13 protein-coding genes are annotated in these 12,698 nt (G+C 70.2%); 9 read left to right on the top strand and 4 right to left on the bottom strand.

The features are described 5' to 3' along the window. The first annotated feature begins 123 nt into the window (after window positions 1–123). Window positions 124–642, top strand: a complete 519-nt coding sequence (locus tag OHS16_RS23275; protein WP_328539178.1) for a DUF4240 domain-containing protein — start codon at window positions 124–126, stop codon at window positions 640–642. A gap of 61 nt (window positions 643–703) precedes the next feature. Here OHS16_RS23275 and OHS16_RS23270 read toward each other — a convergent pair whose 3' ends face one another. Continuing rightward, window positions 704–1,201: a GNAT family N-acetyltransferase gene (locus OHS16_RS23270; RefSeq protein ID WP_328539177.1), complete on the bottom strand. Its 498-nt coding sequence runs from the start codon at window positions 1,199–1,201 to the stop codon at window positions 704–706. Between the two features lie 62 nt (window positions 1,202–1,263). Here OHS16_RS23270 and OHS16_RS23265 point away from each other — a divergent pair, with 62 nt between their 5' ends. Next, the gene (locus OHS16_RS23265; protein ID WP_328539176.1) at window positions 1,264–2,154 is read left to right on the top strand and encodes a TIGR01777 family oxidoreductase; all 891 of its coding nucleotides are present in this window, start codon (window positions 1,264–1,266) and stop codon (window positions 2,152–2,154) included. Window positions 2,155–2,363: 209 nt separating this feature from the next. Next, the gene (locus OHS16_RS23260) at window positions 2,364–3,674 is read left to right on the top strand and encodes an NAD(P)/FAD-dependent oxidoreductase (RefSeq protein WP_328539175.1); all 1,311 of its coding nucleotides are present in this window, start codon (window positions 2,364–2,366) and stop codon (window positions 3,672–3,674) included. A 104-nt stretch (window positions 3,675–3,778) separates the two neighbouring features. Here the strand turns inward: OHS16_RS23260 and OHS16_RS23255 are convergent, their stop codons facing one another. After that, on the bottom strand, window positions 3,779–5,275 hold the full coding sequence (locus OHS16_RS23255; protein WP_328539174.1) for a regulator: 1,497 nt from the start codon (window positions 5,273–5,275) through the stop codon (window positions 3,779–3,781). A 221-nt stretch (window positions 5,276–5,496) separates the two neighbouring features. Here OHS16_RS23255 and lipB point away from each other — a divergent pair, with 221 nt between their 5' ends. The 4 genes from lipB (at window position 5,497) to OHS16_RS23235 (ending at window position 8,549) form a co-directional block, all read left to right on the top strand. Further along, complete coding sequence (gene lipB, locus OHS16_RS23250) at window positions 5,497–6,294, top strand: lipoyl(octanoyl) transferase LipB (protein ID WP_328539173.1); 798 nt, start codon at window positions 5,497–5,499, stop codon at window positions 6,292–6,294. Window positions 6,295–6,415: 121 nt separating this feature from the next. After that, on the top strand, window positions 6,416–7,369 hold the full coding sequence (gene lipA, locus OHS16_RS23245) for a lipoyl synthase (protein WP_328539172.1): 954 nt from the start codon (window positions 6,416–6,418) through the stop codon (window positions 7,367–7,369). A gap of 258 nt (window positions 7,370–7,627) precedes the next feature. Then, window positions 7,628–7,834 (top strand): SCO2195 family GlnR-regulated protein, encoded by a 207-nt coding sequence (locus OHS16_RS23240; RefSeq protein ID WP_328539171.1) that lies wholly within the window; start codon window positions 7,628–7,630, stop codon window positions 7,832–7,834. 19 nt (window positions 7,835–7,853) lie between these two features. Then, window positions 7,854–8,549 (top strand): DUF4191 domain-containing protein, encoded by a 696-nt coding sequence (locus OHS16_RS23235; protein WP_328539170.1) that lies wholly within the window; start codon window positions 7,854–7,856, stop codon window positions 8,547–8,549. Window positions 8,550–8,744: 195 nt separating this feature from the next. Here OHS16_RS23235 and OHS16_RS23230 read toward each other — a convergent pair whose 3' ends face one another. Continuing rightward, window positions 8,745–9,212: an RDD family protein gene (locus OHS16_RS23230; RefSeq protein ID WP_328539169.1), complete on the bottom strand. Its 468-nt coding sequence runs from the start codon at window positions 9,210–9,212 to the stop codon at window positions 8,745–8,747. Between the two features lie 217 nt (window positions 9,213–9,429). Between OHS16_RS23230 and glnA the strand changes: the two genes are divergently transcribed. After that, on the top strand, window positions 9,430–10,839 hold the full coding sequence (gene glnA / locus OHS16_RS23225) for a type I glutamate--ammonia ligase (RefSeq protein WP_328539168.1): 1,410 nt from the start codon (window positions 9,430–9,432) through the stop codon (window positions 10,837–10,839). A 449-nt stretch (window positions 10,840–11,288) separates the two neighbouring features. After that, complete coding sequence (locus tag OHS16_RS23220) at window positions 11,289–11,609, top strand: GYD domain-containing protein (RefSeq protein ID WP_328539167.1); 321 nt, start codon at window positions 11,289–11,291, stop codon at window positions 11,607–11,609. 224 nt (window positions 11,610–11,833) lie between these two features. Here the strand turns inward: OHS16_RS23220 and OHS16_RS23215 are convergent, their stop codons facing one another. Further along, a complete protein-coding gene (locus tag OHS16_RS23215) occupies window positions 11,834–12,439 on the bottom strand; it encodes a hypothetical protein (protein WP_328539166.1) in 606 nt (201 codons plus the stop codon). Window positions 12,440–12,698: the final 259 nt, after the last annotated feature.

Raw genomic sequence — 12,698 nt, 5'->3', positions numbered from 1 at the left:
GATCGGAATCGCTGTACCCGTCAAACGAGTGAATCATCGGACGGTCACACCACCCGGTAACGAGACGGCTGTCACCTCGGCGCTCCGCGTGCGCCGGACCCCGCCAACCATGATGCTGGACGCGTGAGGGACGAGACGGATTTCTGGGAGACCATCGACAGCACCCGCGCGGCCGCGGACGGCGACCCCGAGGACCATGCCGACCTGCTCACCGACCGGCTGCTGCAGCTCGACCCGGACTCCGTGCTGGAGTTCTCCAGGTACTTCGAGACCCGTTACAACCGTGCCTACCGATGGGATCTGTGGGGCGCGGCAGCCGTACTGCTCGGCGAGGCGGACGCCGACGCGTTCGACTACTTCCGCTGCTGGCTGATCGGCCAGGGCCGGGAGATCTTCGAGGGGGCGCTGCACGATCCGGACGCCCTCGCCGAGTTGCTCGACGACTTCGACACCGAGGTCGACGGGGACGGGGAGGAACTCGGCTACGCGGCCGACGAGGCATACGAACAGCTCACCGGCGCCGAGGCACCCGACCTCGGGATTCCTCCGCAGCCCGCCGAGCCGGAAGGAACACCGGCGGACTTCGACGACGAGGCGCTGGCCGAGCGGTTCCCGCGCCTCTGGGAGCGCTTCGGGTCCTGACCGCCCGACCGCCCGGCACGCCGGCCGGTCCACCGCAGGCCCGGGGCTGCCGCCTCCGGCTTCACCAGTCCGTGAGGCTCCGCCCCATCAGCACATCGTCGACGTAACGGCCCGCCAGCCTGAACTCGCCCGGCAGCACGCCCTCCACGGCGAACCCCTCGGAGGCGTACAGCGCGCGGGCCGGCGTGTTGTGACCCAGCACCCGCAGGGTGATCCGGGTCGCGCCCTGCCGGCCGGCCTCGGCGAGCGCGCCCCTGAGGAGTGCCCTGCCGACCCCCCGGCCCCGGGCGGGGAGGGCGACCGCCAGCCCCTGGATCTGGCGGACGTGCGCGTTGCAGATGAGCGGGGTGGCGGGCACCAGCCGTATGTAGCCCGCCAGGACGCCGTCCAGCTCGGCGACGAGATGGTCGCCGGGCGCGCTTCCGCCGTCGAAGAAGGGCGGATACGGCGGCCGGGGCCTGGGCTGGACGGCGTGCAGCGTCGACCAGGTCTCCCGGTCGAGAGCGGCGAGTGCCTCACCGTCGGCGAGCACGGCAACACGGACGTTCGACTCCGGCATGCGGGTCACTCTGCCACGCGAGGGCACGACGCCACAGGGCCCCCATGGGTGAGGATGGGGCCATGCGTATCGCGATCGCCGGGGCGTCAGGACTCATCGGTACGGCACTGGGGCAGTCCCTGCGTGCCGACGGCCACGAAGTGGTGCGGCTGGTCCGCCGCCCGCCACGGGCATCCGGCGAAGTGGAGTGGGATCCCGCGCGGGAGTACGTGGACACGGCCGGCCTGGCCGGCAGTGACGCCGTGGTCAATCTGGCCGGCGCCGGGGTGGGCGACCACCGCTGGACGGACGCCTACAAGAAAGAGCTCAGGGACAGCCGGATCCTGGGCACCGCGACCCTGGCGGATGCGGCCGCCTCGCTCGACGTGCCGCCGCGGGTCCTGCTGTGCGGCAGTGCGCTGGGTTTCTACGGCGATACGGGCGACCGGGTGACCGACGAGAGCGCGCCACCCGGCGACGGATTCCTGGCCTCGCTCTGCGTGGACTGGGAGGAGTCCGCCCGCCCCGCCGAAGAGGCGGGCATCCGCACGGTGTTCGCCCGCACCGGTCTGGTGGTCGCCAAGGAGGGCGGAGCATGGGGCAGGCTCTTCCCGCTCTTCAAGGCGTGCCTGGGCGGCCGGATCGGCGACGGCCGCCAGTACTGGAGCTTCATCGCGCTGCACGACCATGTCGCCGCCCTGCGCCACATCCTGGACACCGATGCGCTGTCAGGGCCGGTGAACCTCACCGCCCCTGAGCCGGTCACCAACCGCGAGGTCACCGCTGCGATGGGCCGCGTGCTGCACCGCCCCACTCCGTTCCCCGTGCCGGCACCGGCGCTGCGGCTGGCGCTCGGGGAGTTCGCGGGGGATGTGCTGATGAGTCAGCGGGTGGTGCCCGGGCGGTTGTTGGATTCGGGTTTCACCTTCGCGTTCCCCGGGATCGACGACGCCATCCGGGCGGCCCTGGGGTGAAGGCCGGCCGGGCGGCCCCGGGATGAGCTGAACCGGCCCCGGCCCCGCCGTGCGACCCCACGCCCCTGTGCTCCCGCCCCGCGCGCCTGCGCCGCGCGCCTCCCCCCTCCCTACTCTCGACCCGGACCAGGGCATTCCCGCGGCCGATGGGGGGAAGTAGCCCCCCGCATCACCACGCACCGCGCCGCGCCGACCTCGGGGAGGGGCACGTGCTCAACAGCGCACACCATGCCGACGTCGTCATCGTCGGGGCCGGAACGGCCGGCCTGTCAGCGGCTCACCGGCTGACCAGCGCCGGAGTCAGCGTCAGCGTCCTGGAGGCCGCTCCCGAGCCGGGCGGACGGATGTCCACCGAGCAGGTGGACGGTTTCCGCCTCGACCGCGCCTGGCAGCTGCTCAACACCTCGTACCCGGAACTGCTCCGCACCCCGTATCTGAGCGAGGTCGACCTCAGGCTCTTCTCCCCCGGTGTCCTGGTGCACAGTGACGGACGGCACCATCGCATGGGCGAATCAGGGAGCGCATGGGGCGCACTCTCCGCAGCGCGCGCCCTCAGGAGCGCCCCACGCGCCGCGGTGGGGGGCGCGTTGGGCCAGGCCCGTATCGGCACAGCGCTCGGCCGTCTGGCGGCAGTCCCGGTGGACCGTCTCCTGGCCCGGCCGGAACAGACCACCCGGGACGCCCTCAGCTCCCGGGGCCTGCCCGGGAGCGCCGTCAGCTGCTTCCTGAAGCCGCTGCTGTCCACGCTCCTGTGCGATCCCGACCTGACCACGTCGAGCCGCTGCGCCGATCTGGCGCTGCGCGGATTCGCTAGGGGCAGGCTGTGTCTGCCCGCGGGCGGCGCGGCCACGCTCCCCGAGCAGCTGGCCGCGACCCTGCCGGCCGGAACGGTGCACACCGGGGTGCGTGTCACATCGGCGTCCATCTCATCGGTCACCACCGATGAGATGGGCCGGATCGGCTGCCGCGCCCTGCTCATCGCCACCGACGCCGTCGAAGCGGCCCGGCTGCTGCCGGGTCTGCGGATACCCGCCTTCCACCCCGTGACGGTCCTCCATCACACGGCCCCCCGGAGCCCGCTCGCCGACCCGGCCCTGCTGCTGGACGCCGACCGCACGGGCCCGGTGGCGCACACCGCCGTCATCAGCGAGGTCGACCCCACCCGGGCGCCGCGTGGCAAGGTGCTGATCTCGTCCACCGTGCTCGGCCTGGCCACTCCTCCGCCCGGCCTGGACCGCATCGTCCGCGCCCAGCTGGCCACCCTCTACGGCACGCCGACCGACGACTGGGAACTGCTCGCCTGCCATCACGACCCCCGGGCCGTCCCCGCGATGCCGGCGCCGCACGACCTGCGCCGCCCGGTCCGGCTGCTGGCAGGCCTCTACGTCTGCGGCGACCACCGCGACACCAGCACCGTCCAGGGCGCGCTGTACTCCGGCCGCCGCGCGGCGGAGCAGGTCATGCGCGACTTCGGCATAAAGCCGGACATCACCACCGACCTGCTGCCGCTCGCCGCGTGACCGGGCGGCCCACCCGGGCCGGGTGGGGTGGGGTGGGGTGGGCCCGGCCGGGTGGGCCGGGCGACCTGCGGGACGACGGCACGCGCGGCCGGGCGCACGGCAGGTCAGCCGATCGCGGCGACCCGGTCGCGGTACCCGCGTACGGCGGCGGCGTCCCGGTACGGTTCAAGCCGCCGTTCGAAGTCCCGCACGTACTCAACGGCCCGCACCGAGCGCATCTCCCCAGCCTGCTGCGCCGCCTCGGCCCCCAGTGCGCACGCCTGCTCCAGCTCCCCGAGCCCCAGCCGGGCGGTGGCGAGCACCACCCGGGAGAAGAGCCGGGAGCGCGCGAAGCCCGGAGCGCGCAGCTGGAGGGATCGCTCGGCGTACTGCGCGGCGGGCCGGTACTGCTGGAGGTCCCGGTGGCTGTGGCCGAACTCGTCGGCCATCTGCGCCTCGTCGAAGTAGCGGGCCCAGTGCGGCACCTCGTCACCGGGCCGTGCGGCCTCCATCGCCTTCTCCGCCCGCAGCAGCGAAGCCGAGCAGGCCCGGGCCTCACCGAGTACGCCGTGTCCGCGTGCCTCGACCGAGTGCAGGAGCGCCTGGACGACCGGGGGCGCCGACGAGCCGACGCCCTGCTGGGCGACCCTGGCCAGCTGTACCGCCTCCCGGCCGTGGCCGAGATAGACCGCCTGCCGGCTCATGGTGACCAGGACGTACGAGCCGTACGCCCGGTCGCCTGCGGCCTGCGAGAGCCGCAGCGCCTGGACGAAGTAGCGCTGCGCGAGGCCGTGCGCCGCGATGTCGTACGACGTCCACCCGGCCAGCCGGGTCAGATCGGCCGCGGCCGCGAACAGCCTCCGCCCGATCGCCTCCCCGTAGGAACCGCGCAGCATCGGCTCGGCCTCGTGCTCCAGATAGCGCACCAGCGCCTGCCTTGCGTGCCCGCCGCCATACGCGTGGTCCAGGGTGCAGAAGAGTTCGCCGACCGCGCGCAGCGCCGCGATGTCGCCGGGGCCGACCCGCTGCCCCGGTGCGCGGTCGCTCTGCCGCTGCCTCGGTACCGACGGACGGGACACCTGCACCGGTGGACGGGACACCTGCGGCATCCGGGAGCCTCTGGTGAGCGGCTCGCCGCGGCCCGCCGCCGTCCCCGCTCCGGCCGCCGTGGAAACGCTCCAGTCGTCGGCGCGGCCGATCAGCCAGTCGCGACTCGGTACCACGAGCCCGGCCGGAGTGAATGCGATCTTGCGGAGTTCGGCATGGCTTCCGGAGTCCTTGCGCCAGAGCCCACTGACGATGTCGATGGCCTCATCCGGCGTACCGGCGAATTCCAGCCCGGCGTACACCGGCGCACACGCGTCGAGCCCCAGATCCTGTGCCGACAGCCGCCGGCCGAGCCGCCGGGTGAAGACCTCCGCGATCAGGGCGGGGGTGGTGCCGCGCGGCTGCTGGCCCCTCAGCCAGCGGGTCACCGAGGTCTTGTCGTACCGCAGGTCGAGACCGTGCTCGAGGCCGAGCTGATCCACCCTTCTGGCCAGACCCGCATGCGAGAAACCGGCTTCTGCGATGAGCGTGGCGAGCTGGCGGTTGGGCGTGCGCTGCGGGGTTCGTTCCGTCATCAGCTGTGCTGTCTCCTGCCTTCCGGGCCGGGAGCAGCCCTCATGGAACGGCGTGAATTTAGCTGGCCACGCCGCCCATACCGCCACCTACGCCCCGGATTCATCCGTTCGTGTGAGGAGGTTCCGTTTCTGCCCCCGCGAGGCTGTCGTTCAATGCGGTCGTACAGTGGCTGAGGGGTGTCACCCGGATGGGTGCGTTGTCCGTAAGCGAAGGAGCTGCCGTGAGTGAGCTGCGGTTTGTCCGTCTGGGATTCGGCGAGGAAGCCGTCGAGTACCGGGAGGCATGGCAGAAGCAGCGCGAGGTGCATGCCGCACGGTTCGCGGACGAGACTCCGGACACCGTGCTGCTGCTCGAGCACCCGCCCGTCTACACGGCAGGCCGGCGCACCGCGGACAACGAGCGCCCGCTCGACGGCACCCCGGTGGTGGACGTGGACCGCGGCGGCAAGATCACCTGGCACGGGTACGGGCAGCTGATCGGCTATCCGATCCAGAAGCTGCCCCGCCCGGTGGACGTCATCGCGCATCTGCGCCGCCTCGAGGACGCCCTGATCAGGGTCTGCGCGGAGTTCGGAGTCGAGACCAGCAGGGTCGAGGGCCGCGCCGGCGTCTGGGTGCTCGGTGACCCGGTGGAGCAGCGCCCCTCGGTCGGCGGCCTCTCGCTCGACCTGGATCCCCGGATGCAGGACGACGAGTTCGACCCCCGGATGAACGGTCCCGAGTACGCCCCGTCCAACGCGGGCCAGCGGCGCGAGGACCGGAAGATCGCCGCCATGGGCATCCGGGTCGCGAAGGGCGTGACCATGCACGGCTTCGCACTCAACTGCAATCCGGACACCACGTGGTTCGACCGGATCGTGCCCTGCGGCATCCGGGATGCCGGTGTGACCTCGCTCTCGTACGAACTGGGCCGTGAGGTCACGGTCGCCGAGGTGCTCCCGGTGGTGGAGAAGCATCTGCGGGACGTACTGGAGAACGCCGCCCTGGCCCCGCGTACCGTCGAGCCCGCCCCGGCGTAGACGGAGGCCGGCCGGGCGGGGGAATGCACCTGCGCGGCCATGGGTTGGCCTGAGGCAGGCCATACAAACAACGGGCGTACCCTGGTGTTCGCCGAAGAATCGAAGCTGTAGGGAGCCGGACGTGTCCGCTGTCGCACCCGACGGGCGCAAGATGTTGCGTCTGGAGGTCCGGAACAGCCAGACCCCCATCGAGCGCAAGCCCGAGTGGATCAAGACCCGGGCGAAGATGGGCCCCGAGTACACCAAGATGCAGGCCCTGGTGAAGGCTGAGGGTCTGCACACGGTCTGCCAGGAGGCGGGCTGCCCCAATATCTACGAATGCTGGGAGGATCGCGAGGCGACCTTCCTCATCGGTGGCGACCAGTGCACCCGCCGTTGCGACTTCTGCCAGATCGACACCGGCAAGCCGGCCGCCCTGGACCTGGACGAACCGCGCCGGGTGGGTGAGTCCGTCGTCACGATGGACCTGAACTACGCCACCATCACCGGCGTCGCACGCGACGACCTGGAGGACGGCGGGGCCTGGCTGTACGCGGAGACCGTGCGGCAGATCCACGCGATGACGGCCGACCGGGCCGAGGGCCGCACCAAGGTCGAGCTGCTCATCCCCGACTTCAACGCGGTGCCCGAGCAGCTGGCAGAGGTCTTCTCCTCCCGTCCCGAGGTGCTTGCGCACAACGTCGAGACGGTGCCCCGCATCTTCAAGCGGATCCGTCCCGGCTTCCGCTACGAGCGCTCGCTCGAGGTCATCACCAAGGCCCGCGAGGCCGGTCTCGTCACCAAGTCGAACCTCATCCTGGGCATGGGCGAGGAGCGCGAGGAGATCAGCCAGGCCCTGCACGACCTGCACGCCGCGGGCTGCGAGCTGATCACCATCACGCAGTACCTGCGCCCCTCTCCTCGCCATCACCCCGTCGAGCGGTGGGTGAAGCCCGCCGAGTTCGTGGAGCTCAAGGAGGAGGCCGACGAGATCGGCTACTCCGGCGTGATGTCCGGGCCGCTGGTCCGGTCCTCGTACCGCGCGGGCCGGCTTTTCCAGCAGGCGATGGACCGGCGCGGCGCCGCCGCCGTGTGAATCTGCGCACAAGCAACTACTGTGCAGTAATGGCCGAGATGACGCGGTCCGTATGATCCCCGCAGGTCAGGGGGTCCTGCGGGCCGCGTCGGGCGTTTCCGGAGCCACACCGAGACTTCACGGGTGTTTGACCACCTCGACATGCCTTGGTAACACCAATCAGTGACCCTGGGATTACACACCGCTTCAGATGCGTCACCCGGTGTCTCTGTTCCACTCCACGCATGTATCCGCTGCCGTCCCGAGGGGACCCCCATCATGCAGGCCGCGCCCCAGACCGTACGCGCCAACACCATCCCGTCCGTCGGCGGCGCCCTCCGCGCCGTCGAGTCACTTCTGCTGAGCAACGGCCAGCGCACTGCCCGCCGAAACGCCTGGACATCGGTCCTGGAGGACCGCCGCCGGGCCAAGGACCGGGTCGAGGCGCAGCACGTACTGGAGGCCGTGGCCACCCGCACGTCGTAGTCCGCGTAAACTTCTGGCCATGGCGAGGCAGGCAAACGCAGACACTGAGAATTCCGGGCGACTGAAGCAGATCGCCCTGACCTACAAGATGACCCGCAAGGCCGATCCCAAGGTCGGTCTTGTCGTGGGTGGCCTGGGAATCGTCGTCTTCGGCGTCATTCTCGGCATCGGCTTCCTGATCGGTCATCCCATCTACCTGGGCATCCTGGGCTTCCTGCTGGCCTTCCTCGCGATGGCGATCGTCTTCGGGCGCCGCGCCGAGCGCGCAGCCTTCGGACAGATGGAAGGAAAGCCGGGCGCGGCGGCCGCCGTCCTCGAGAACGTGGGCCGCGGCTGGGCCACCACCCCGGCGGTCGCGATGAACCGCAGCCAGGACGTGGTGCACCGCGCGGTCGGCAAGGCCGGCGTGGTGCTGGTGGCCGAGGGCAACCCGAACCGGGTGAAGTCGCTGCTCGCGTCCGAGAAGAAGAAGATGGCGCGCATCGTGGTGGATGTGCCGGTGCACGACATCATCGTGGGCGACGGCGAGGGCCAGGTGCCGCTGAAGAAGGTGCGCACCACGCTGCTGAAGCTGCCGCGGGTCCTGACCGGCGCCCAGGTCACATCGGCCAACGACCGGCTGCGCGCGATGGGCGACCTGATGTCGAACATGCCGCTGCCGAAGGGCCCCATGCCCAAGGGCGCCCGCGCCCCGCGGGGCGGCAAGACTCGCTGACCGCTCGCCCCACGTCTCGACGAAGGCGGCCCGGACCTCTCAGGTCCGGGCCGCCTTCGTCGTTCTCCGTGCTTGCGCCGTCCCGCGTGCGCCGTCAGCCGTTCTCCGTACGGCGTCAGGTGTGCGGCCTCAGCTGTGCGCCATCGGTCCTGTGCCGTTCTCCGTGCGGCTCTCCCGCTCCGGGCTCGCCCGTTCTCAGATCCGCACCTGCACGGCGCGGGCCAGCCGGTCGTGCAGGCCGCGTCCGTCGCGGTCCCAGATGAGCGCGGGGATCGCCACGCAGAGCAGCAGACTGCGTACGAGGACACGTCCCGTACCCAGGCGGCCGCCGTTCTGCGACACCACCCGCAGCCGGAGCAGCCGCTTGCCCGGAGTGAAGCCCACCGTGGAGACGGTGAGCATGCTCAGAGCGAAGAAGACCAGCAGCGCCCAGTTCCCCGCCGCCTGCTGGTCACCGTGCGCGATCAGGCCGTATGCGATAAGCATGCAGAGTGCCCAGTCGATGAAAACGGCCCCGAAACGACGGCCGAGCGGCGCGATGGCGCCTGGTCCTGTCGCCGGCAGACCAAGCCTTTCGCCGCGGTGGCCGATATCGGCGCCCATCTCCTTGGCGGCCTCGCCCGGCCCGGAAAGCCACGATCCCACTGCTTGCCTGTTGTCCACCCGTCCACGGTACTGCGACCGCTTTGGCACCCATACGAGAGGGGTCTTCACGGCCTCCGCACGCCCGGCCCGGTTAACTTCTACGAAACAAATGGGTCATGCTTGAGAAATCCGGTATCCCTATGGTCGGGTCCAGCGTGTGCCACCGCTGCCACCGCACTGGCCTCACCACGAGCTGCAACCCCGCCCCTCCCGGGTCGGGAGTAGGAGGAGTTGGATGTTCCAGAACGCCGACGACGTGAAGAAGTTCATCGCCGACGAAGACGTCAAGTTCGTCGATGTCCGGTTCTGTGACCTGCCCGGTGTGATGCAGCACTTCACCATTCCGGCGGCGGCCTTCGACCCGGCCGAGGAGCTGGCGTTCGACGGCTCGTCGATCCGCGGCTTCCAGGCCATCCACGAGTCCGACATGGCGCTCCGCGCGGACCTGTCGACCGCCCGTGTCGACCCCTTCCGCCGCGACAAGACCGTCAACATCAACTTCTTCATCCACGACCCGATCACCGGTGAGCAGTACAGCCGCGACCCGCGGAACGTGGCCAAGAAGGCCGAGGCGTACCTCGCCTCCACCGGTTTCGCCGACACCGCGTACTTCGGTCCCGAGGCTGAGTTCTACGTCTTCGACAACGTCCGCTTCCAGACGTCGGCGAACGAGAGCTTCTACCACATCGACTCCGAGGCCGGCGCCTGGAACACCGGTTCCACGGAGAACAACCGCGGTTACAAGGTCCGCTACAAGGGCGGTTACTTCCCGACCCCGCCGGTGGACCACTTCGCCGACCTGCGTGCCGAGATCTCCATGGAGCTGGACAAGAACGGCCTCCAGGTCGAGCGTCAGCACCACGAGGTCGGCACGGCCGGCCAGGCCGAGATCAACTACAAGTTCAACACGCTGCTCGCCGCGGCCGACGACCTGATGCTCTTCAAGTACATCGTGAAGAACGTCGCCTGGCGCAACCAGAAGACCGCGACCTTCATGCCGAAGCCGATCTTCGGTGACAACGGCTCGGGCATGCACGTGCACCAGTCCCTGTGGAACGGCGGCGACCCGCTGTTCTACGACGAGCAGGGCTACGCGGGCCTCTCGGACATGGCGCGCTACTACATCGGCGGCATCCTCAAGCACGCCCCCTCGCTGCTCGCCTTCACCAACCCGACGGTGAACTCGTACCACCGCCTGGTCCCGGGCTTCGAGGCTCCGGTCAACATGGTGTACTCGCAGCGCAACCGCTCCGCCGCGATGCGCATCCCGATCACCGGCTCCAACCCGAAGGCCAAGCGCGTCGAGTTCCGCGCGCCCGACCCGTCCTCCAACCCGTACCTCGCCTTCTCGGCGCTGCTGATGGCGGGCCTGGACGGCGTCAAGAACAAGATCGAGCCGCCGGAGCCGATCGACAAGGACCTGTACGAGCTGGCTCCCGAAGAGCACGCCAACGTCCAGCAGGTTCCGACGTCGCTCCCGGCCGTGCTGGACGCGCTGGAGGCGGACAACGAGTACCTGCAGGCCGGCGGGGTCTTCACGTCCGACCTGATCGAGACGTGGATCGACTTCAAGCGCACCAAGGAGATCGCCCCGATCCAGCTGCGCCCGCACCCGCACGAGTTCGAGCTGTACTTCGACATCTAAGAACGCCGCAGGTCGGAGCGGGTTTCCCGCCCACCTGAGCCGTCTGTGGGCCGTCGGCCGTGCTCTCCCTCCACTGGGAGACACGGCCGACGGCCCTTTTTCGGTGGGGGCTCCGCCCTCGGCGAGTGCCGGCGGATTCGCGGTACGCGTGGGGAGGCTCCCGTCCGACCCGGGCAGAGCCGAGCAGGCACGGTGTACCGAGGGGAGCCGGGGGATGGTCACGGCCCAGCGTTTGCAGTGATCCACCTGATAGGGATGAGGCCAGGGGCCAAGCCCTGTGGCCGGCCGGCCTCGGCGGGGCAGCGCAGCACACCTCTGGCCCGACGCTCCGGGGCACGTAAGAGATCGGGCTTCAATCGAGTGAATCCGTCCCGGTGTGAGTGGCGGCGGGCGTGACAGCGGGAAGGTCACTCCGGATACCGGACAACCAAAGGGCAGGGAGCATCCCTATGCCAAAGTTCCTCATCCAGTCCACCTACACACCCGAGGGCACCAAAGGTCTGCTCAAGGAGGGCGCGAGTGGCCGCCGCGCCGTCGTCGAGCGAGTCGTCGCCGACCTCGGCGGCAAGGTCGAGGCCATGTACTTCGCCTTCGGGGAGGACGACCTCGTGTGCATCCTCGATCTCCCCGACCGGGTGTCGATGGCTGCCGTGAGCCTCACTGTCAAGGCCAGCGGCGCCCTCCACACCCGTGCCACGCCCCTTCTCACCATCGACGAGATCGACGAGGCCGCCCGTCGACAGGTCAGCTTCCGCATGCCCGGCGCGTGAACCAGGGGCCTGACGTCGTCAGGCGCACCGTTCCGGGCAGTTCTCCACAGTGAGATGGTCGCGGCGGAGCCGTGCCGGATGAAGCGGGGAGCCAAGGGGAACAGCGGGCAACGGGTCGGCGGACGACGAGGTCCCATCGCCGCTCCGACGCAGGTCAGCGGCGCGCAGACGCTGCCCATGGAGGACCGCCGCCGACCGCGTGGGCACGCGACGGCGCACCCCTCTCACGGAGGGCTCTGTCCGCCGAGGGGCTCCGCTCTCGACGTCGAGCGCATCGGGATCTGCTCCGGCTCAGCGCCGAGCGCCCGGCGCGCCCAGGCTACGAACTCACCGTTGGTAGCAAACCGAACCTCAAGCGCCTGCGCTCGTGCAGACGGGTCGAGTTCGGCGGCGCGGTCCGTCGCACCGGGATGGGAGCCCACGACACGTGTATGCAGGCGGAATTCGTCGCCTATGCCACGGACTACTGCGGCTCCCAGCGCTGCGACATTTTCCGGTCCTGCCAGGCTTACCCGGATGTAGGCCTCATCCAGTGCCCTGCGCGCAGCGAACCCCGCTTCCCGATGCGGCGGCTCGCTGAACGGACTTGCCATCCACCCGCTGTCCAGCACCCGGTAAGCAGCATCAGTCTGTGACAGGAACCGTTCGTACGACTCGCGCCGCATCTCCCTGTGGGTGTTCGCACGCTGCTCGGCGCGTTCCTCGGCTGCCAGGAGAGCCTGATGCCGCAGTTGCCTGCCGGTCGTCCAAGCCGAGAGCGAGCCGGCCAGCCCGGCAGCGGTCAGCGTTGACAAAGAGGTGACCAAGGCAACCGCGACCGTGTCATTCACGGCCGTTATTGTCTCGTACCCGGCACTGCCGCGCCCCTGCTTTGGGTTGCCGCTCGGAGTGCCGGGCTGAAGCAGACTTCGAGGGCGGCGGCGGCCGTGAGTCATGGAGCGGTTGTCTCTCCCGGAGCCCGGGAGAGACAACCGCTCTCCGCATGTTCCGCGCTGTCCCCCGGTCCCTCGTGATGGGGCGTGAAGGGACACGGAAACGATGGTCCCGCGTCCCTTCACGGGCCCGGCGCCGGGCGCCGGCGCTGCCGGG

Source organism: Streptomyces sp. NBC_00344, from assembly GCF_036088315.1.
Classification (GTDB): domain Bacteria; phylum Actinomycetota; class Actinomycetes; order Streptomycetales; family Streptomycetaceae; genus Streptomyces.
The sequence above is the reverse complement of the archived record's forward strand: the minus strand, read 5'-3'. Positions and strand labels throughout refer to the sequence as shown.